Source organism: Streptomyces sp. NPDC042102 (genome assembly GCF_055582305.1).
The window spans coordinates 1-19,261 of the sequence record NZ_JBVJDL010000003.1 but is presented as its reverse complement, the minus strand read 5'-3'; the positions used below and the strand labels follow the sequence as shown (position 1 = coordinate 19,261).

Sequence of the window (19,261 nt, the reverse complement as noted above, 5' to 3'; positions counted from 1 at the left end):
GGCCCGCCCCGCCCGCCTACGCTCACCCCATGCCCAGCCCCCACGCCCTCGCCGAGTACGCCAGGACCAACGCCTTCCAGTCCGCGTTCGCCCGCCGCGCGGCCGAGCGGACGGTCGACGTACCGGGCGGCTTCGCCGCGCTCGACGACACGTACGCCCACTCGCGCGCGAACAACCAGGTGTTCATCGACGGGGCCCCCGGCTCCCTGGATCCCCGCACCCTCCCCGCCGTCGTGGACGAGGCGCTCGCCCACCTCCCGCACCGGATGGTGTCGGTCCTGGACGACGCGACGGGCCGGGCCTGCGCGCCGTACCTCACGGAGGCGGGGTACACCCACTCCACGTACGTCGTCATGCTCCACGACGGACCCGTCCCCGCGGCGGGCGCGGCGGGTCCGGCCGGGCCGGTCGGCCTGGAGGCCCTGCGCCGGCCGCTCGCCCGCCGCTGGCGCGGCTTCCTGCCCGTCGCCGGCGACGAGGAGATCCACCACCTCGTCGAACGCCGGCAGACCCGCCTGCGCGGCGCCGATTCCGTCCGCTTCATCGGCGCCCCCACGCCGGACGGCGAGGTCGCCGCGTGGGCGGACCTCTACGCCGACCCGGTCACGGGCACCGCCCAGATCGAGGACCTGGTCACCTCCGAGGCCCACCTCGGGCAGGGCTACGGCACCGCGGTCCTGCACGCGGCGCTGCGGCTGGCCGCGCACCTCCCGACCCGCTTCCTGATCGCGGACGCGGACGACTGGCCGCGCCACTGGTACGCCCGCCACGGCTTCACCGTGATCGGCCACTGCCACAACTTCGACCGCTCATAGGCCCCGTGGGCGCGTGCTGTCGGTGCCAGGGGCGAAGATGGCCCACATGAGCCACGTGATCAGCATGAAGACCGCCACGATGAGCCGGATCCTCGCCTACCTCCCGGTGGCCGGCGAGCTGACGGACAACCAGGAGCGCGTCCTCGGCAACATCCGCGAGCACGCCCGCGCCAGCCAGGCCTCGCTGGACTACGAGGGCATCGACTGGGGCATCACCGTGCCCGAGGCCCTGGAGCACCTCCTGGCCGGCCGCCCGGAGGCGACGGGCCCGTACGTGGGCAACGCGTACTACACGGCCCTGCAGAACATCATCGAGTGCCACGGCTCGGACCCGACCGACGTGGGCGTCTACTCCAAGCCGTCCACGTTCTTCGGGCTCCTGGACGAGGAGCTGGCCGGCCTGGGCGTCCCGGCCGACCTGCTCCCGCACGGCTTCCTCTACGCGGGCGTCCCCGAGGAGATCCCCTTCCCCATCCCGTCCCCGCTGGACGGCTACCCGGCCATCGGGCGTCTGCCGATGGCCCGGCTGAAGGAAGTGATCGACGCGTACAGCGCGGTGCTGGACCGCCTGGACGGCTCCTTCACGTACGACACGAAGCAGCTGCTGGAGCTGCTCCGGTTCGAGTACGACGAGCTCCAGACGTCCCTGAAGTACGGCCACGCCCCGGACGCGATCCTGTTCTGGATCCAGGGCTAGACCCGGCCCGCGCCCAGCGGCCCGGCCCCCAGCCCTGTCTGCCTAGCGCTCCTGGCGCAGCCAGCCCGCCACCTCGGTCGCCCAGTACGTCAGGATCGTGTCCGCGCCCGCCCGCTTGATGCCCATCAGGGTCTCCATGACGGCCCGGTCGCGCTCGATCCAGCCCTTCTCCGCGGCCGCCTCGACCATCGCGTACTCGCCGCTGATCTGGTACGCCGCCACCGGCACGTCCACGGCCTGCGCGACCCGGTAGAGGATGTCGAGGTAGGGGCCGGCCGGCTTGACCATCACCATGTCGGCGCCCTCCTCCAGGTCGAGCGCCAGCTCCCGCAGCGACTCGCGCGCGTTCGCCGGGTCCTGCTGGTACGTCTTGCGGTCGCCCTGGAGGGAGGAGGCGACGGCCTCGCGGAAGGGCCCGTAGAAGGCCGACGAGTACTTCGCCGTGTAGGCCAGGATCGACACGTCCTCGTGCCCGGTCTCGTCCAGCGCGTCACGGATGACGCCGACCTGGCCGTCCATCATCCCGCTGGGCCCCACGACGTGGACGCCCGCGTCGGCCTGGACCTGCGCCATCTCCGCGTACCGCTCCAGCGTCGCGTCGTTGTCGACACGGCCTTCGGCGTCCAGCACCCCGCAGTGGCCGTGGTCGGTGTACTCGTCCAGGCACAGGTCCGACATGATGACCAGGTCGTCCCCGACCTCCGCCTTCACGTCACGGATCGCGACCTGGAGGATCCCGTCCGGCTCGGTGCCCGCCGTACCGAGGGCGTCCTTGTTCTCGTCCGCCGGGACCCCGAAGAGCATGATCCCCGCGACGCCCGCCTCGACCGCCTCGACCGCCGCCTTGCGCAGCGTGTCACGGGTGTGCTGGACCACGCCCGGCATCGCCGAGATCGCCAGCGGCTCGCTGATGCCCTCCCGTACGAAGGCCGGAAGGATCAGGTCCGAGGGGTGCAGCCGGGTCTCCGCGACCATGCGCCGCATCGCCGGGGTGGTGCGCAGCCGTCGCGGCCGCGAGCCGGGGAAGGATCCGTACGCGCTCATACTCAGTCGCCTCTTCGAGCCTCGAGAACAGTCGGCGTCCAGCGTAGGCCGTCCCCCTCGCCGTTCCCGAAAACGGGTCGGGGCCCGGACGCGCCGCGTCCGGGCCCCGCAACCCTCGGGGAGTGCCCGCTCAGGTGGTGCGCCGCCTGCGCGCACCCGGCCGGCGCTCGCTCGGCCGGGCGACCGGCTCCCCGGCCTCCCGCGCCGCGTCGCGGCGCGCCGCGCCGTACTCCGCCAGCGCCTCCGCGAGCTTGCTCACGCTCGGCTCCGGCGACAGCACGTCCACCCGCAGGCCGTGCTCCTCCGCCGTCTTGGCCGTCGCCGGCCCGATGCAGGCGATGACCGTCACGTTGTGCGGCTTGCCCGCGATCCCGACCAGGTTGCGCACGGTGCTCGACGACGTGAAGAGAACGGCGTCGAAACCGCCGCCCTTGATCGCCTCGCGGGTGTCCGCCGGCGGCGGCGACGCGCGCACCGTCCGGTAGGCGGTGACGTCGTCCACCTCCCAGCCCAGCTCTATCAGGCCCGCGACCAGCGTCTCCGTCGCGATGTCGGCGCGCGGCAGGAAGACGCGGTCGATCGGGTCGAAGACCGGGTCGTACGGCGGCCAGTCCTCCAGCAGCCCGGCCGCCGACTGCTCACCGCTGGGCACCAGGTCCGGCTTCACGCCGAACTCCACCAGCGCGGCCGCGGTCTGCTCGCCCACCGCCGCCACCTTGATCCCGGCGAAGGCGCGGGCGTCGAGCCCGTACTCCTCGAACTTCTCCCGCACCGCCTTCACGGCGTTGACCGAGGTGAAGGCGATCCACTCGTAGCGGCCCGTCACCAGGCCCTTGACCGCCCGCTCCATCTGCTGCGGGGTACGCGGCGGCTCCACGGCGATGGTCGGCACCTCGTGGGGCACCGCGCCGTACGAACGCAGCTGGTCGGAGAGCGACGCGGCCTGCTCCTTCGTCCGCGGCACCAGCACCCGCCAGCCGAACAGCGGCTTGGACTCGAACCACGACAGGTCCTCGCGGCGGGCGCAGGCGCTGTGCTCCCCGACCACGGCTATGACCGGGCGCGCGCCTTCGGGCGAGGGCAGGATCTTGCCCTGCTTGAAGACCTGGGCGATCGTCCCGAGCGTCGCCGACCACGTGCGCTGCCGGGTCGTCGTACCGGCGACGGTGACGGTGAGCGGCGTATCGGGCTTGCGCCCGGCCGACACCAGCTCCGCCGCCGCGGCCGCGACCGTCTCCAGGGTCGCCGAGACGACGAGGATGCCGTCGCTCGCGCCGGTCTCGGTCCAGCAGCGGGCCGAGGCGGTCCGGGCGTCGAGGAAACGGACGTCCGCGCCCTGCTTGTCGCGCAGCGGCACACCGGCGTACGCGGGCACGCCCACCGCCGTCGCGACACCGGGCACGACCTCGAAGGGGATCCCCTCCGTGGCGCACGCGAGCATCTCCTCGGCGGCGCTGCCGTCCAGCCCGGGGTCTCCGGTGACGGCACGCACGACCCGCCTGCCGGAGCGCGCGGCCTCCATGACAAGATTGGCGGCGTCCCGGATCACCGGCACCCCGGCGGCTGCTGACAGTTCGTCAGTGACCGTCAGCTGTGGCGTGTCGACGCCCGGGCGCGCGTGCGCGACGACGACTTCGAGCACCTCGGGCTCCGCGATCAGCACGTCCGCGGCGGCCAGGGCCTCCACGGCGCGCAGCGTGAGCAGTCCCGGGTCGCCCGGACCGGCACCGAGGAAGGTGACGCGTCCTTGGGCCACAGCGGCCGGAAACGCGGAGGTGGACGGACTTGAGGGGTTCAAAGCGCTCGCTCCCCCATCAGACCGGCCGCGCCCTTGGCCAGCATCTCGTCCGCGAGTTCGCGGCCGAGCGCCATCGCCTCGTCGTACGACTGGGGCACGGGACCGGTGGTGGACAGCTGCACCAGCGTCGAGCCGTCGAGGGTGCCGACGACGCCGCGCAGGCGCATTTCGTTGACAATCTGCCCGTCCCCCAGAAGGTCGGCGAACGCGCCAACGGGCGCGCTGCAGCCGGCCTCCAGGGCGGCGAGCAGGGACCGCTCGGCGGTCACGGCGGCCCGGGTGTGCGGGTCGTCGAGTTCACCGAGGGCGGCGATGAGCTCCGCGTCGGACGCGAGGCATTCCACTGCGAGTGCCCCTTGGCCGGGGGCGGGCAGAACCGTGTCGACCGACAGGTATTCGGTCACTTCGTCGCTGCGTCCGATCCGGTTGAGGCCGGCCGCGGCCAGGACGACCGCGTCCAGCTCGCCGTCGCGCACGTACCCGATGCGGGTGTCGACGTTGCCGCGGATGGCGACCGTCTCGATGCGCTTGCCCAGCGCGCGGGCGTAGTGGTTGAGCTGCGCCATGCGGCGCGGCGAACCGGTGCCCACGCGGGCGCCGTCGGGCAGCTGCTCGAAGGTCAGGCCGTCGCGCGCCACGAGCGCGTCCCGGGCGTCCTCGCGCGGCGGCATGGCCGCGACGACGAGCTCGGCGGGCTGGGCGGTGGGCAGGTCCTTCAGCGAGTGCACGGCGAAGTCGACCTCGCCGCGCACCAGGGCGTCGCGCAGCGCGGTGACGAACACGCCGGTGCCGCCGATCTGCGCGAGGTTCTCCCGGGAGACGTCCCCGTACGTCGTGATCTCCACGAGCTCGACGGGGCGACCGGTGACGGCCCGCACCGCCTCCGCGACATGGCCGGACTGGGACATGGCCAGCTTGCTTCGCCGCGTGCCGAGCCGGAGCGGCTGGTCGAGACGTGAATTCATGATGCCCGTCCTGGGTCGTCGTTCCTGTCGGCCTGGCTGACGGAGGCCACCGTCTGCGGGTCGAGATCGAAAAGTTCGCGCAGCGCCTCGGCGTACCCGGCGCCGCCGGGCTCGCTGGCGAGCTGCTTCACGCGCACGGTCGGTGCGTGCAGCAGCTTGTCGACGACACGGCGTACGGTCTGCGCCACCTCGGCGCGCTGCCGGTCGTCGAGGTCGGGGAGCCGTCCGTCGAGCCGGGCCACCTCGCCGGCCACGACCTCGGCGGCCATGGCCCGCAGGGCCACCACGGTCGGGGTGATGCGGGCGGCGCGCTGGGCGGCGCCGAAAGCCGCCACCTCGTCAGCGACGATCCCGCGCACGGCGTCGACGTCGGCGGCCATCGGGGCGTCGGCCGACGCCTCGGCCAGGCTCTCGATGTCCACGAGCCGTACGCCGGGGATCCGGTGGACGGCGGCGTCGATGTCGCGGGGCATGGCGAGGTCGAGCAGCGCCAGCCGTACGGGTGCGGCGGCACCGTCGGCGACGGCCCGTCCGGCCCGCCTGGGCTGCCGCTGCGCGGCGGCCTCGCCCTGGTCGGCCCAGGTCCCGTGCAGCTCCAGCGAACTGGCGTCCACCCCGGCCAGGGCGGCCCGCCCGTCGAAGTCGAGGGGGCAGTCGTCGGCGACGACACCTGCGGTGCGCTCGGCGCCGACGCTGATGGTCCGCGCGGCCCCCGCGTCGGCCAGCCGGCCCAGCGCCTGCGCGGCGGCGGCAAGCCGTGCGACGACCTCGTGCTCGCCGTCGGCGGGGCGCTGCCCCGCACCCCGCGCCTCAAACGCCGGCGAGGCTGAGTTTTGCTCCGCCAGCCGCGAGGCCACATCGAGCCGGAGGCCATCCTCCGACGCTCGAGGCGCCGGGGGTGCCCCCAGCGTCGTCCGAGGAAGGTCCAGGGCGGAGCCCTGCCCACCCAGCGGCGCGGAGTCCGGGGCGGAGCCCAGCCCACCCAGCCCCGCCGGCGTTTGAGGCGCGGGGTTCGGGGCGGAGCCCCGGGAGGGGGTCCGGGGCGCAGCCCCGGTTCCGGGAAGGGGCGGGGTGGGGAAAGAGCCGCCCGCAGGGCGCCCGGCCACCGCCACCGCCACCGCATCGGCGTCCAGCACCAGCCCAGTGGCCCCCGTGCAGGACACCACCACGTCGACTCGTGTCAGCTCGGACGGGACGTCCGCCATGGACACGGCCCGGGCGGAGACCCTCTCACCCAGCAGCTCGACCAGCCGCACCGCCCGCTCGGCGGTCCGGTTGGCCACCACGATCTCGGCCACGCCGACCCGCGCCAGCGTCGCCGCCGCCAGCGACGACATCGACCCGGCGCCGATCACCAGCGCCCGCTTGCCCGCCGCCCACTCGCCCACCGGCGTGTGCACCGCGAGCTGCTCCAGCCCGAACGTCACCAGCGACTGCCCGGCCCGGTCGATACCGGTCTCCGAGTGCGCCCGCTTGCCGACCCGCAGCGCCTGCTGGAAGAGGTCGTTGATCAGCCGGCCGGCGGTGTGCAGCTCCTGCCCCAGCGCCAGCGCGTCCTTGATCTGGCCGAGGATCTGCCCCTCGCCGATCACCATCGAGTCCAGTCCGCACGCCACCGAGAACAGGTGGTGCACCGCACGGTCCTCGTAGTGCACGTACAGGTACGGGGTGAGCTCCTCCAGAGCGACCCCGCTGTGCTGCGCGAGCAGCGTGGACAGCTCGGCCACGCCCGCGTGGAACTTGTCGACGTCCGCGTACAGCTCGATCCGGTTGCACGTGGCGAGTACCGCCGCCTCGGCCGCCGGCTCCGCCGCCAGCGTGTCGTGCAGCAGCTTCACCTTCGCGTCGGCGGACAGGGCGGCGCGCTCCAGCACGCTCACCGGCGCGCTGCGATGGCTCAGCCCTACGACCAGCAGACTCATGCCGGCATCACCGCCGGCACGTCACCGTCGGGACGGCCCTTGCGCGTCGCCGGCGGTACGGGGGCGGCCGCGGCGGCCGTCCCCGGCGCGGCCTGCGCAGCCGGAGCAGACGCCGCCGGGGCCGAAGCGGGCGCCGGAGCGGGCGCCGACGCGTCCTCGCCGGCCTTGCGCTGCTCGTGGAACGCCAGGATCTGCAGCTCGATGGAGAGGTCGACCTTGCGCACGTCGACGCCTTCCGGCACCGACAGCACCGTCGGCGCGAAGTTCAGGATGGAGGTGACCCCGGCCGCGATCAGCCGCTCGCTGACCTGCTGGGCCGCACCGGCCGGCGTGGCGATGACGCCGATCGAGACGCCGTTCTCCTCGATGATCTTCTCCAGATCATCGGTGTGCTGCACGGGCATGCCCGCGACCGGCTTCCCGGCCATCGCCGGGTCCGCGTCGATCAGCGCGGCGACCCGGAAACCGCGGGAGGCGAAGCCGCCGTAGTTGGCCAGGGCGGCGCCGAGGTTACCGATGCCGACGATGACGACCGGCCAGTCCTGGGTCAGGCCCAGCTCGCGGGAGATCTGGTAGACGAGGTACTCGACGTCGTAGCCGACGCCCCGGGTCCCGTAGGAGCCCAGGTAGGAGAAGTCCTTGCGCAGCTTCGCGGAGTTGACGCCGGCCGCGGCGGCGAGCTCCTCGGAGGACACCGTCGGGACCGATCGCTCGGAGAGCGCGGTGAGTGCCCGCAGGTACAGCGGGAGCCGGGCGACAGTGGCCTCGGGAATGCCTCGGCTGCGGGTCGCCGGTCGGTGAGTTCGGCCAGTTGCCACGATGCTCCTGCGGGATGAGCGGGGCTGCAGGCGGTCACTTGTCCCAAGACCGCCCCGTCGACAGCAGGCTATGTCTTTGTGAACGCGTGCACAAAGATTGTGTCCGCTTTGTCCGACCAAAGTGACCGGGGTCACGCACCTCCCTGCCATGGGGGTGGAACCGAGAACGGGCCGAACCCGTTCAAATCCCGAAGGGGGCAAAACCGCACACACTCCTCATCGATACGCCCCCGAGTCCCCATAAATCGCCCATGATGGTAACCGTGGAACGGGTCAGTCCTCCAACGCCCGCCGCAGCCGCTCGGGGTTCACCCTCCAGAAGGTGTGCTGTTCGCCGTCCACCAGCACCACCGGGATCTGCTCCCAGTACAGCCGGTAGAGCTCCTCGTCCTGCGCGATGTCCTTCTTCTCCCACCGCGCGCCCGTCTCGGCGCAGACCTTCTCGACCACCTTCTCCGCGTCCTCGCACAGATGGCACCCCTGCTTCCCGACGAGCGTGACCACCCGGTCCGCGGGCCTCTTCTTTTCCTTACGGCGCAGCAAAGGACTCATGCCCTCATTCTCCTCCGCCCGCGTAACACAGGGGCCCCACAGTGTTCACGCATCCGCATCCCCGCGGTTCGGGAACCACCGAACACAGTGGCTATGCTCGCGTCATGGCCGCTCCCGGATGGCTCACACCCCGTAGGCGCTCCGCGACCGCGCGGAGCGTACTGGCAGGCGAGGCCTCGGCGGAGGCAGCCCGCAAGACCGCGCTGACCGAACCCGCCGAGCCGGAGCCCGGGGCCGGACCCGAAGCCGCCGCCGCCCCCGAAGCCGCGCCGCAGGCCCCGCCCGAGCCGGAGTTCCCGGTCGCCGGCGACGACCTCGCCGCCGCCTTCTTCGACCTCGACAACACCGTCATGCAGGGCGCCGCGATCTTCCACTTCGGCCGCGGACTGTACAAACGCGAATTCTTCCGCCGCCGCGAACTCGCCCGCTTCGCCTGGCAGCAGGCCTGGTTCCGGCTCGCCGGCGTCGAGGACCCCGAGCACATGCAGGACGCCCGCGACAGCGCCCTGTCCATCGTCAAGGGACACAAGGTCTCCGAGCTGATGGCCATCGGCGAGGAGATCTACGACGAGTACATGGCCGAACGCATCTGGCCCGGCACCCGCGCCCTGGCCCAGGCCCACCTCGACGCCGGACAGAAGGTGTGGCTGGTCACGGCCGCCCCCGTGGAGACCGCCACGATCATCGCCCGCCGGCTGGGCCTGACCGGCGCCCTGGGCACCGTCGCCGAGTCCGTCGACGGCGTCTACACCGGCAAGCTCGTCGGCGAACCCCTGCACGGGCCCGCCAAGGCCGAGGCCGTACGGGCCCTGGCGACCGCCGAGGGCCTCGACCTCGAACGCTGCGCGGCGTACAGCGATTCGCACAACGACATCCCCATGCTGTCACTGGTCGGGCATCCGTACGCGATCAATCCCGACACAAAACTGCGCAAGCATGCCCGGGCGCACGACTGGCGGCTGCGCGACTATCGGACCGGCCGCAAGGCCGTGAAGGTCGGCGTCCCGGCAGCCGCCGGGGTCGGCGCCCTGGCCGGCGGCGCGGCCGCCGCGATCGCCCTGCACCGCCGCCGCCGCTAGGCGCACCCCGCGCGCGGCCCGCGCCACGGGCATTCCCGCAGGTCTACCCGTACCCCCGGTACGGCACTCCGGCCTGCCCGAATCGGTCGCGAGGCACCCCCGAAGCATCCATTCCGGAACCTCAAACGATCAGCAATCGATCACGGTCCGCGACTGAATATGCCCTCGACACGCAACAGAAGTGTCGGAATCGATGATTTGCGCAACTGGGTGTAGCGCTGCCTGTACGAAGCGTTATTCTCCTCAAACGCATGCCGCCGCCCATCTGTCGCCACGACGGGTGAACGGTCCCGCACTGCACGTGATGGAAGCTCTGCCTCTGGGAGTCCCGTGTACCCACCTGTCGGGGTTGACGCCTCGGGCCTGGCTACGCTGCGCGCAACGGTCCTCGACCACTTGCGCGGCTTCGTCCCCACCGCGTACGCCGTCCCTGCCTTCGCCGCCGCGGTCCCTGCCGGCCTCGGCCCTGCCGGTCCTTGCTACGCCCTGACCGACGGTGGAGCGACGGTGGGCAGACGCGGTCGTACCAGCGGCGGCGCAACCGCCGCCGGCGCGGCCACCACCACCCGCCGCCCCAGCGCGGACAGCGACAGCGCCCGCATGATGGACCTGGTCGAACGGGCCCAGGCCGGCGAGGCCGAGGCCTTCGGCCGCCTCTACGACCAGTACAGCGACACGGTGTACCGCTACATCTACTACCGCGTCGGCGGCAAGGCGACCGCGGAGGATCTCACCAGCGAGACCTTCCTGCGGGCCCTGCGCCGCATCTCCACCTTCACCTGGCAGGGCCGCGACTTCGGCGCCTGGCTGGTGACGATCGCGCGCAACCTGGTCGCCGACCACTTCAAGTCGAGCCGTTTCCGCCTGGAAGTGACCACGGGCGAAATGCTGGACGCCAACGAGGTGGAACGCTCCCCCGAGGACTCCGTCCTGGAGTCCCTCTCCAACGCGGCCCTGCTGGAGGCCGTACGGAAACTCAATCCGCAGCAGCAGGAGTGCGTGACCCTGCGCTTCCTGCAGGGCCTCTCGGTCGCCGAGACGGCCCGGGTGATGGGAAAGAACGAGGGTGCGATCAAGACCCTCCAGTACCGGGCGGTCCGCACCCTGGCCCGCCTGCTCCCGGACGACGCCCGCTGACCCTCCTCGACCCATGACACAACCGGTGACCCCTCGATGACGCTGTGGTCCGATCATCCTTCGTCCGTAACCCAAGTGCCGCGACGCTCGTTGTGCGGAATGCAGGCTCCCTGTGGACACGCCATGCCCGAAGCCGCTCACTCGAAAGAGTGGACGCGCTGGAGGAAGGCAACCTTCCGGACACCTTGGGGAGTCGATCGTCATGACGAGAGGAGGTGCCGCCAGTGATCGCGAACGTTTCTCCGCACCGGCGGGCGAACGCCTTCGCCCAGGCCCTGGAGGATCGGACCCCATCCGACCTTTCGGAACCGGACCCGGCGGCCGAGCAGTCCGAGGCACCTGCCGAACCTGCCGAGCACGACCGGCTGTTGGCCCTGGCGAGCGCGCTCGGCGAAATGCCGCGCCCGAAGCTGGACGCCGAGGTCAAAGTGGTGCAACGAGCCCAGCTCGTTGCCGCCATGGAGGCCATGGTGATGGAGGAGAGGGCCGGGGGCGGTGCCGCCCCGGACCCTCTGGTGCCCGAGCAGCGGACCGGCCGCGGCGCCCACCGGGCGACGACGCTCCGGAAAATGCGGCCCCGCTCCCGCTGGTCCAAGGGCATCGCGGCGGGGGGGCTCACGGTCGGAGTGGCCGCGGGGGCGTTCAGCGGTGTAGCCGCTGCCAGTACGGACGCGCTGCCCGGTGAAACGCTGTACCCGCTCAAGCGGGGCATGGAGGACCTCCAGCTCGGCATGGCCGACGACGAGTCGGACAAGGGCGAGCTGTACCTCGACCACGCGTCGAGGCGGCTGTCGGAGGCCCGGCGCCTGATGGAACGGGGCCGGTCCGGCCCGCTGGACCACGAGGTCCTCGGCGAGATCCGCAAGACGCTGTCCTTCATGAAGCGCGACGCGGCCGAAGCCCATCGGCTCCTCCACCTCGCCTACCAGCGGGACGGCTCGCTCGGCCCCATGCAGGCGCTGTCGTCGTTCTCCAGCTCGCACCGCGACGCGTGGGGACGGCTCCGGTCGAACCTGCCGCCCCAGCTCACCGACGTGGGCGACGAGGTGAGCTCGGTCTTCCAGGCCATAGACGATGACGTCGCGCCCCTGGCGAATCTGCTGCCGAAGCCCCCGGAGCAGACCCGCGGCGCGCCCCCGTCCAAGCCGGCCACCGGCACACCGCCGGGCAAGCAGCACGTCACGCCCCCGGCGGCCGCCCCCGGCGGCGGCCCCGCCCCGGCGGCCCCGACCACGCCCGCGGCGAACACGCCGCCGGGCAAGGACGGCGGCCTCCTCGGGGGCGCGGAAGGCCTGCTCCCCCAGCACCCGCCGGGCGGCACGGGCGGTCCCTCCGCCACCCCGCCCGACGCGGCGAAGCCGGAGATCACCCTGCCGCCCCTGCTCCCGGGCATCCTCCCGGGCCTGGGGCTGAAGGCGGAGGACGCGGGCGAATGACCGGACGGCCCGGTGGGACAGCGCACGAGCTGCCCCACCGGGCCGTTTCAGAAGAACACCGTCAGAACAACACCGTCAGAAGAACACCGAACGGCGCTGCACCAGCAGCTTGTACAGGGTGTGCTGTATCTGTTCGCGCACCTGGTCCGTCAGGTTGAACATCAGCATCGGATCCTCCGCCGCCTCCGGCGGATACCCGTCCGTCGGGATCGGCTCCCCGAACTGGATCGTCCACTTCGTCGGCAGCGGCACCGCACCCAGCGGCCCCAGCCACGGGAACGTCGGAGTGATCGGGAAGTACGGGATCCCCAGCAGCCGTGCCAGCGTCTTGGCGTTGCCGACCATCGGGTAGATCTCCTCCGCGCCCACGATCGAGCACGGCACGATCGGCGTGCCCGCCCGCAGCGCCGTGGACACGAAACCGCCCCGGCCGAAGCGCTGCAGCTTGTAGCGGTCCCCGAACGGCTTCCCTATCCCCTTGAAGCCCTCCGGCATCACCCCGACCAGCTCCCCGGCCTCCAGCAGCCGTTGCGCGTCCTCCGCGCACGCCAGCGTGTGTCCGGCCTTCCGCGCCAGCTCGTTGACCACCGGCAGCATGAACACCAGGTCCGCCGCCAGCAGCCGCAGGTGCCGCCGCGCCGGGTGGTGGTCGTGGACCGCCACCTGGAGCATCAGACCGTCCAGCGGCAGCGTCCCCGAGTGGTTGGCCACGATCAGCGCCCCGCCCTCCGACGGGACGTTCTCCAGGCCCTTCACCTCCACCCGGAAGTACTTGTCGTACAGCGGCCGGAGCAGCGACATGAGCACCTGATCGGTGAGCTCCTTGTCGTAGCCGAAGTCGTCGACCTCGTACTCCCCGGTGACCCGCCGCCGCAGGAACGCCAGCCCGCCCGCGATCCGCCGGTCCCAGCCACCGCCGGCCGCCGGAGCCGGCTCCGCCGCCGCCTCCCCGGGCCCGTCGGCCGGCCGTACCTCGTCGCCCGGCGGGGCCGCCGGCTCCGGAACCGCGCGTACCCGCCGCACCCGCCGGCGCGGCCGCCGCTCCTCGTCGAACGGAATGACCTTGGCGTCCGCCACTATCGCTTCGCTCCCTCGTCCACCAAGCCGCCGCCCGGGCCCTTGCCCGCGCCGTCCACTTCGATGTCCAACAGCTCCGCCATCCGGTCCACGGCCCGCGCCGCCCGCTCCGGCGGCAGCAGCCCGTTCCCCCGGCTGCGCGCGAAGTCCGCGAAGGTCTCCGCCGTCGTGTACACCGGTTCGAACCCGAGCACGTCACGCATCTGGGCCGTCTCCACCACCCGCCCGTGCGTGAGCAGCCGGATCTGCTCCGGCGAGAAGTCCGTCACCCCCACCGCCCGCAGCGCCGACCCCACCCACGTCACCGCCGGCAGCAGCAGCGGCACCGTCGGCCGCCCCAGCCGCCGCGCGCACTGCGACAGCAGCAGCACCCCGTCACCCGCGATGCTGAAGGTGCCGCTGTTCAGCGTGCCGCGCCGCGGCTCCGCCGCCGCCAGCCGCAACACGTCCAGCACGTCGTCCTCGTGCACGAACTGCAGCCGCGGGTCGTACCCGAGCACCGTCGGCAGCACCGGCATCGAGAAGTACTCCGCCAGCGCCGAGTCCGCGAACGGCCCCAGGATGTTCGCGAACCGCAGCACGCACACCGCCACGTCCGGCCGCCGGCGCGCGAAGCCCCGTACGTACCCCTCGACCTCGACCGCGTCCTTCGCGAACCCGGACGACGGCAGCGCCTTCGGCTGCGAGGTCTCGGTGAAGACGGCCGGATCCTTCGGCGAGCCGCCGTACACGCTGGTGCTCGACTTCACCACCAGCCGCCGTACCGTGGGCGACTTCTGGCACGCCCCGAGCAGCTGCATCGTCCCGATGACGTTGGTCTCCTTGACGGCGCTGCGGGCCCCGCCCGCCCCCGCGCTGCCCCCGGTGACCGCCAGATGGACCACCGTGTCGACCGCGTGCTCCGCCAGCACCCGCGCGATCGCCGACTGCCGGATGTCCGTACGCACGAACTGCGCCGCCCCCAACCGGTGCGGCGGCTGTACCGCGTCGACCGCGATCACCCGTTCGACATCCGGGTCGCGCTGGATCCGCCGCACGAAACGGCCCCCCAGCTGCCGCGCAGCCCCGGTCACCAGCACGACCTTGCCCACCGCTCAGCGCCTCCCTCGGTCAACACCGCGGACGAAGTACCCGGCTGCACCGCAGCCCCTCCACCAGGATGGTGGAGGGGCTGCGGAAAACACGTACAGCTGCCGTCTACTTCTTGTTACGGCGCTGAACGCGGGTGCGCTTGAGCAGCTTGCGGTGCTTCTTCTTAGCCATCCGCTTGCGCCGCTTCTTGATAACAGAGCCCACGACTACCCTCGCTCACTTCTCTTCACTCGGTGCGGGGCGTCTGGGCCCACACGACCTACGTCGGCCTAGCCTACCCGCCTGAGAGCCGAGCTTGTAATCCGAGGGCAACCCGGGGGTCAGACTCAGGCCGACTCCACCCCCACAAACGACTCCCGGAGGTACTCGTGGACCGCGTTCTCGGGGACCCGGAAGGACCGGCCCACCCGGATCGCGGGCAGATGGCCGTTGTGCACCAGGCGGTACACGGTCATCTTCGACACTCGCATCACCGAGGCGACCTCCGCCACGGTCAGGAACTGAACCTCACTGAGAGGCCTCTCGCCAGCAGCCATGACACACCTTGACCTTCCGCGCATGACGGGGCACCGGCTTCCCCTCCGGTTACTCCACGTCGTCGCACGCTCACTCCCCAGATTAGGGGCGCATGATACGAGTGGGGAAGAGGAGCTACGACTCCTCGTACCGCCCCGACAGCCGCGCCCGGTCGAGGACATAGCGCGTGAGGGGCACGTAGTAGTCCGAGCGGACCCCGTCATCCAGCGGAACGGCCACCGCCACCCGCCCCTCGGCCTCCCCCACGAACAGCGCGGGATCGTCCGTATCCGCCAGCCCGATGGCCTCAAAACCCAGCTGACCTGCTCCGCAGACCCATCCGTGATCCCCCACCACCAATTCCGGCAGCGGCCCGCCGGCCTCCGCCAGCGCCCCCAGGGCCACCCGGACCGGCAACGGCGAATGGGAGTGCGCGCCGGTGGCACTCCCGGACGGCCGCACGCCGGGTTCCCGCACCAGTGCGACCCCCCGTACGTAGTCGAGGCAGTACGTGCGTACGCCGAACCGGGTCGCCACGTCCATCAGGTACCCCTGCGCCGGAGTGAGCACAACACAGCCCGCCGCCGACAGGGCCCGCGCCAAAGTGGCGTAGAAGTCCAGGAGCCGGTGCGGGTGCCCGGTCCCCAGCAGTACGGCCGCCCGCACGCCCGCGGCGGCCCGCAGCCGCTCCGCGAACGCCTCCAGCGCCGCCACCGTCCGCTCCGGATCGATCACGTCCGGGCCGCTGACGTGCGCCGGATCCCCCGAGACCCCGCACTTGTCGGCCATCAGCCGCAGCAGATCACCCTCGCCCCACCGCCACTCCGGATCAAGCCCCAATAACACCCGCGGGTCGCGCGCCGCGAACAGCCGGTAGCTGCGCAGGCTTTCCTCGCGGGAGGTCGCGACGGGCCCGGCCAACCGGGCGGCCAGCAGATGCGCTCGCAGGGCGCCGGTGCTCAACACGCTCCGATGCTGCCGCACCCGCCCGGGCCGCTCGCCGATTCCCGCGAACAGCCCCACCGTTGGCCTAACCAGCCGCATCCGGGTGCAGCAACCGTGATAAGCGCCGTGCGGAGCACCGCGCCCGACCCGCCCGCCGAGCCGGCAGCGGGAGCCAGTGCCGTGACCGGAACTAGAGCAGCATCCCCCGCAGCGGGAACACCGCCCGCCGCGTCGCCAGCACCGCCTGGTCCGTCCGGTCCGCCGGGTCGTACCCCGCCTCCCAGTCCCGCCAGCCCACCGACCGCCCGTCCGTCATCCGCGCCGGCGCCAACTGCCGCGTGCGCGCGTACACCTCGTCGCGCCACGACGACGGCACCGCCGTCTCCGGATCGATCGGCCGGTGCGCCGCGATCGCCACCAGGTGCGTCCACGACCGCGGTACGACGTCCACCACCGCGTACCCGCCGCCGCCCAGCGCCAGCCACCGCCCGTCCGCGTGCTCGTGCGCCAGCGCGTGACAGGCCTCCTGGACGGCCCGCTGCGCGTCCAGCGACACCGCCAGGTGCGCCAGCGGGTCCTCGAAGTGCGTGTCGGCCCCGTGCTGCGTCACCAGCACCTGCGGCCGGAAGTCCGCCAGCAGCTCCGGCACGGTGGCGTGGAAGGCCCGCAGCCACCCCTCGTCCCCCGTGCCCGCCGGCAGCGCCACGTTCACGGCGCCGCCCTCGGCCCCCGGCCCCCCGGTCTCCTCGGGCCAGCCGGTCTGCGGGAACAGCGTCCGCGGATGCTCGTGCAGGGAGATCGTCAGCACCCGGGGGTCGTCCCAGAACGCCGTCTGCACCCCGTCCCCGTGGTGCACGTCGACGTCCACGTACGCCACCCGCTCGGCCCCCAGCTCCAGCAGCCGCGCGATGGCCAGCGACGCATCGTTGTACACGCAGAACCCGGCCGCGCCTCCCGGCATCGCGTGGTGCAGCCCGCCGGAGAAGTTCACGGCGTGCGCGGCCTCCCCGCGCCAGATCGCCTCCGCCGCCCCCACCGACTGCCCGGCGATCAGCGCCGACGCCTCGTGGATCCCGTGGAACGCCGGATCGTCCATGGTCCCCAGCCCGTACGAGCCGTCCGCCACCCCCGGGTCCGCGGACACCTCCCGTACGGCGGCCACGTAGTCCTCGCGGTGCACCAGCCGCAGCGTCGAGTCCCCGGCCGCCCGGGCCGAGCGCACCTCCATCTCCCGGTCCAGCCCGAAGGCGCGCACCAGGCCCATGGTCAGCGCCAGGCGCACCGGATCCATCGGATGGCTGGGCCCGAAGTCATACTTCGTTACCGCCTCGTCCCACATCAACAACCCGCGGCCGCTCATGCCCGACACCGTATCGGGCGCCCTGAGCACCGAACGAGCGGGCGTGGAACAGCGTCACCAGCACGAGCAGCATCGGCACGACCATGGCCCACCGGTAGCTCCAGGCGTCCCCGAGCGCCCCCACCAACGGCGACCCGATCAGGAACCCCACGTAGTTGAAGATGTTCAGCCGCGCGACGGCCACGTCGGAGGCGCCGGGGAACAGCCGCCCGGCGGCGGCGAAGGTCTGCGGCACGATCACGCACAGCCCGAGCCCCAGCAGCGTGAACCCGAGCATCCCCACCCACGCCCCGGGCGCCACCGCCACCACCGCGAATCCGCCGGCCGCCACCAGCGTCCCGCCGCGCACCACGGCCACCGCCCCGAACCGCCGCACCCCCAGGTCCCCGACGGCCCGCCCGAGCAGCGTGGTCACCATGTAGACGTTGTAGGGGACGGTGGCCAGTTGCTCGGAACTCCCCAGCACGTCCTGGAGGTACTTGGCACTCCAGTTCGCCACCGTCGAGTCCCCGATGTACGCGCACGCCATCACCAGGCACAGCGGCAGCAGCATCCGGAACCCGGCGCCGCCCGGCTCGCCCGGCTCCTGGCGCTGCCCGCCGACGCTATGGTCGACGTAGAACCGGCTCCCGAGGAGCGCGCCGGGCAGCAGCACGGCCACCGCCGGCAGGTACGACACGAACAGCCCCAGCTGCCAGTGCGCCCCCGCCCACGCCGCCGACGCCCCCACGATGCCGCCGAGGCTGTACGCGGCGTGGAAGCCGAGCATGATGCTCCGCCCGTACGCGTGCTGGAGGCTGACGCCCAGCATGTTCATGGACGCGTCCAGCGCCCCGACCGCGAGCCCGAACGCCCCCAGCGCGACCGCCACGTGCCACAGCTCGGTACCGGCGCCCACGGCCAGCAACGACAGCAGCACCAGCGGCTGCGCCCAGCGCAGGACGACGCTGGGCGGCACGCGCCGGACGAGCTTCTCGGTCCCCACACTCGCCACGCCGGCGAGGATGGGCACGGCGGCGAGGAAGGCGGGCAGCAACCCGTCGGATATCCCGTACCGGTCCTGGATGGCGGGGATCCGCGTCACCAGGAGCGCGAAGGTCACGCCCTGCACGAAGAAGCTGAACCCCAGCGCCCCGCGCCCGCGCCCGAGCCGCACGTCCGCCGTTCCCGTTGCCGTCATGGCGGCACAGCGTAGGGCGTTCCCCTACTCCCGGGTAGAGATCTCACACACCCAGTCCGGCACCCTGCCCGGCCCCGAGTCCGAGCAGCCCGGGAAGCGCCCTCATCTCCCCGAACAGCCCGGTGGACGCGCCCAGTCGGCCGGCGGGCGTCATGGCCGTGTACCCGTACACGTCCATACCGGCGGCGACGGCGGCCTCCACCCCGAGCGGGCTGTCCTCGACGACCGCGCACTGCTCCGGCTCGAACCCCATCCGCGCGGCGGCGTGCAGGAACAGGTCGGGGGCGGGCTTCCCCTTGCCCACGTCCTCGGCGCTGAAGAGGATCCGGTCCTCGAACCACTCGCTCAGCCCGGCCGCCCGGTGCCCGGCCCGGATCCGCTCATGGGTCGAGGAGGAGGCCACGCAGTACGGCACCCCCTGCTCCTGGAGCGTCCGGAGCACGTCCGCGATCCCCTCGACGGGCCGCAGCTCCCGCTCGAACGCGGCGAGCGTGCGCGTGAGCAGCCTCTGGTTGAACTCGTCCGGCAGCCGGCGCCCGGTCCGCTCGTGCACGAGGTCGTGGATCCGGTGCACGGCCGATCCCATGTAGTCCCGCAGCGAGTCCTCCAGCGAGGTGGGGTGCCCCAGCTCGGTGAGATAGGCGGCGAGCACGCCGTTGGCGAGCGGCTCGCTGTCCACCAGCACACCGTCGTTGTCGAAGATGATCAGCTCATAGGTCATACCCTGACCCTAAACGCAGAAAAGCCCCGCACCATAAGGTGCGGGGCTTTCCCACAATGATTGTTCGGCGGCGTCCTACTCTCCCACAGGGTCCCCCCTGCAGTACC

Annotated in this window: 19 protein-coding genes; 5 read left to right on the top strand and 14 right to left on the bottom strand. The window is 72.4% G+C overall.

The features are described 5' to 3' along the window. Positions 1-29: 29 nt before the first annotated feature. Both ACZ6KO_RS13285 and ACZ6KO_RS13280 read left to right on the top strand, forming a co-directional pair. Complete coding sequence (locus ACZ6KO_RS13285) at positions 30-815, top strand: GNAT family N-acetyltransferase (protein WP_469303991.1); 786 nt, start codon at positions 30-32, stop codon at positions 813-815. 46 nt (positions 816-861) lie between these two features. Continuing rightward, positions 862-1,512 carry a DUF7691 family protein gene (locus tag ACZ6KO_RS13280; protein ID WP_469303989.1) on the top strand — a complete coding sequence of 217 codons (651 nt, stop codon included), beginning with the start codon at positions 862-864 and terminating at the stop codon, positions 1,510-1,512. A 42-nt stretch (positions 1,513-1,554) separates the two neighbouring features. Here ACZ6KO_RS13280 and hemB read toward each other — a convergent pair whose 3' ends face one another. The 6 genes from hemB to ACZ6KO_RS13250 form a co-directional block, all read right to left on the bottom strand. Beyond that, complete coding sequence (gene hemB, locus ACZ6KO_RS13275; RefSeq protein WP_469303985.1) at positions 1,555-2,556, bottom strand: porphobilinogen synthase; 1,002 nt, start codon at positions 2,554-2,556, stop codon at positions 1,555-1,557. A gap of 130 nt (positions 2,557-2,686) precedes the next feature. After that, the gene (locus ACZ6KO_RS13270) at positions 2,687-4,354 is read right to left on the bottom strand and encodes a bifunctional uroporphyrinogen-III C-methyltransferase/uroporphyrinogen-III synthase (RefSeq protein ID WP_469303983.1); all 1,668 of its coding nucleotides are present in this window, start codon (positions 4,352-4,354) and stop codon (positions 2,687-2,689) included. Next, entirely contained in the window at positions 4,351-5,319 is a 969-nt protein-coding gene (gene hemC, locus ACZ6KO_RS13265) for a hydroxymethylbilane synthase (RefSeq protein ID WP_469303980.1), read from the bottom strand. The genes ACZ6KO_RS13270 and hemC overlap by 4 nt, the downstream gene beginning before the upstream one ends. Continuing rightward, the gene (locus ACZ6KO_RS13260) at positions 5,316-7,241 is read right to left on the bottom strand and encodes a glutamyl-tRNA reductase (RefSeq protein WP_469303978.1); all 1,926 of its coding nucleotides are present in this window, start codon (positions 7,239-7,241) and stop codon (positions 5,316-5,318) included. Before ACZ6KO_RS13260 ends, hemC begins: the two co-directional genes overlap by 4 nt. Beyond that, positions 7,238-8,059 (bottom strand): redox-sensing transcriptional repressor Rex, encoded by an 822-nt coding sequence (locus ACZ6KO_RS13255; RefSeq protein WP_469303976.1) that lies wholly within the window; start codon positions 8,057-8,059, stop codon positions 7,238-7,240. Before ACZ6KO_RS13255 ends, ACZ6KO_RS13260 begins: the two co-directional genes overlap by 4 nt. Positions 8,060-8,332: 273 nt before the next feature. After that, positions 8,333-8,611 carry a glutaredoxin family protein gene (locus tag ACZ6KO_RS13250; RefSeq protein WP_469303975.1) on the bottom strand — a complete coding sequence of 93 codons (279 nt, stop codon included), beginning with the start codon at positions 8,609-8,611 and terminating at the stop codon, positions 8,333-8,335. Between the two features lie 104 nt (positions 8,612-8,715). Here ACZ6KO_RS13250 and ACZ6KO_RS13245 point away from each other — a divergent pair, with 104 nt between their 5' ends. The 3 genes from ACZ6KO_RS13245 (at position 8,716) to ACZ6KO_RS13235 (ending at position 12,263) form a co-directional block, all read left to right on the top strand. Then, a complete protein-coding gene (locus ACZ6KO_RS13245) occupies positions 8,716-9,690 on the top strand; it encodes an HAD family hydrolase (protein WP_469303973.1) in 975 nt (324 codons plus the stop codon). 330 nt (positions 9,691-10,020) lie between these two features. Next, a complete protein-coding gene (locus ACZ6KO_RS13240) occupies positions 10,021-10,827 on the top strand; it encodes an ECF subfamily RNA polymerase sigma factor, BldN family (protein WP_469303970.1) in 807 nt (268 codons plus the stop codon). 224 nt (positions 10,828-11,051) lie between these two features. After that, on the top strand, positions 11,052-12,263 hold the full coding sequence (locus ACZ6KO_RS13235) for a DUF5667 domain-containing protein (RefSeq protein ID WP_469303966.1): 1,212 nt from the start codon (positions 11,052-11,054) through the stop codon (positions 12,261-12,263). A gap of 75 nt (positions 12,264-12,338) precedes the next feature. Here the strand turns inward: ACZ6KO_RS13235 and ACZ6KO_RS13230 are convergent, their stop codons facing one another. From ACZ6KO_RS13230 to ACZ6KO_RS13195, 8 genes are all read right to left on the bottom strand, one after another. Next, positions 12,339-13,340: a lysophospholipid acyltransferase family protein gene (locus ACZ6KO_RS13230; protein ID WP_469303963.1), complete on the bottom strand. Its 1,002-nt coding sequence runs from the start codon at positions 13,338-13,340 to the stop codon at positions 12,339-12,341. Then, on the bottom strand, positions 13,340-14,431 hold the full coding sequence (locus ACZ6KO_RS13225; protein ID WP_469303959.1) for an NAD-dependent epimerase/dehydratase family protein: 1,092 nt from the start codon (positions 14,429-14,431) through the stop codon (positions 13,340-13,342). Before ACZ6KO_RS13225 ends, ACZ6KO_RS13230 begins: the two co-directional genes overlap by 1 nt. A 106-nt stretch (positions 14,432-14,537) precedes the next feature. Further along, positions 14,538-14,636 (bottom strand): 30S ribosomal protein bS22, encoded by a 99-nt coding sequence (locus ACZ6KO_RS13220; RefSeq protein WP_003948845.1) that lies wholly within the window; start codon positions 14,634-14,636, stop codon positions 14,538-14,540. A 122-nt stretch (positions 14,637-14,758) separates the two neighbouring features. Further along, positions 14,759-14,968, bottom strand: a complete 210-nt coding sequence (locus ACZ6KO_RS13215; RefSeq protein WP_162688852.1) for a helix-turn-helix domain-containing protein — start codon at positions 14,966-14,968, stop codon at positions 14,759-14,761. A 115-nt stretch (positions 14,969-15,083) separates the two neighbouring features. Continuing rightward, positions 15,084-15,914, bottom strand: coding sequence for a phosphatase (locus tag ACZ6KO_RS13210; protein WP_469303956.1), 831 nt, complete (start codon positions 15,912-15,914; stop codon positions 15,084-15,086). 169 nt (positions 15,915-16,083) lie between these two features. Next, entirely contained in the window at positions 16,084-17,253 is a 1,170-nt protein-coding gene (locus tag ACZ6KO_RS13205; protein WP_469303955.1) for an acetoin utilization protein AcuC, read from the bottom strand. Next, positions 17,204-18,433: an MFS transporter gene (locus ACZ6KO_RS13200; protein WP_469303952.1), complete on the bottom strand. Its 1,230-nt coding sequence runs from the start codon at positions 18,431-18,433 to the stop codon at positions 17,204-17,206. The genes ACZ6KO_RS13205 and ACZ6KO_RS13200 overlap by 50 nt, the downstream gene beginning before the upstream one ends. Before the next feature lie 43 nt (positions 18,434-18,476). Then, positions 18,477-19,154, bottom strand: a complete 678-nt coding sequence (locus ACZ6KO_RS13195; protein ID WP_469303949.1) for an HAD family hydrolase — start codon at positions 19,152-19,154, stop codon at positions 18,477-18,479. Between the last annotated feature and the right edge of the window lie 107 nt (positions 19,155-19,261).

Excerpts from the sequence above, each read along its gene's own strand:
- ACZ6KO_RS13285 (WP_469303991.1), top strand. The coding sequence starts at position 30 with ATGCCCAGCCCCCACGCCCTCGCCGAGTACGCCAGGACCAACGCCTTC.
- ACZ6KO_RS13280 (WP_469303989.1), top strand. The coding sequence starts at position 862 with ATGAGCCACGTGATCAGCATGAAGACCGCCACGATGAGCCGGATCCTC.
- hemB (WP_469303985.1), bottom strand. The coding sequence starts at position 2,556 with ATGAGCGCGTACGGATCCTTCCCCGGCTCGCGGCCGCGACGGCTGCGC.
- hemC (WP_469303980.1), bottom strand. The coding sequence starts at position 5,319 with ATGAATTCACGTCTCGACCAGCCGCTCCGGCTCGGCACGCGGCGAAGC.
- ACZ6KO_RS13260 (WP_469303978.1), bottom strand. The coding sequence starts at position 7,241 with ATGAGTCTGCTGGTCGTAGGGCTGAGCCATCGCAGCGCGCCGGTGAGC.
- ACZ6KO_RS13250 (WP_469303975.1), bottom strand. The coding sequence starts at position 8,611 with ATGAGTCCTTTGCTGCGCCGTAAGGAAAAGAAGAGGCCCGCGGACCGG.
- ACZ6KO_RS13245 (WP_469303973.1), top strand. The coding sequence starts at position 8,716 with ATGGCCGCTCCCGGATGGCTCACACCCCGTAGGCGCTCCGCGACCGCG.
- ACZ6KO_RS13215 (WP_162688852.1), bottom strand. The coding sequence starts at position 14,968 with ATGGCTGCTGGCGAGAGGCCTCTCAGTGAGGTTCAGTTCCTGACCGTG.
- ACZ6KO_RS13205 (WP_469303955.1), bottom strand. The coding sequence starts at position 17,253 with ATGAGCGGCCGCGGGTTGTTGATGTGGGACGAGGCGGTAACGAAGTAT.
- ACZ6KO_RS13200 (WP_469303952.1), bottom strand. The coding sequence starts at position 18,433 with ATGACGGCAACGGGAACGGCGGACGTGCGGCTCGGGCGCGGGCGCGGG.
- ACZ6KO_RS13195 (WP_469303949.1), bottom strand. The coding sequence starts at position 19,154 with ATGACCTATGAGCTGATCATCTTCGACAACGACGGTGTGCTGGTGGAC.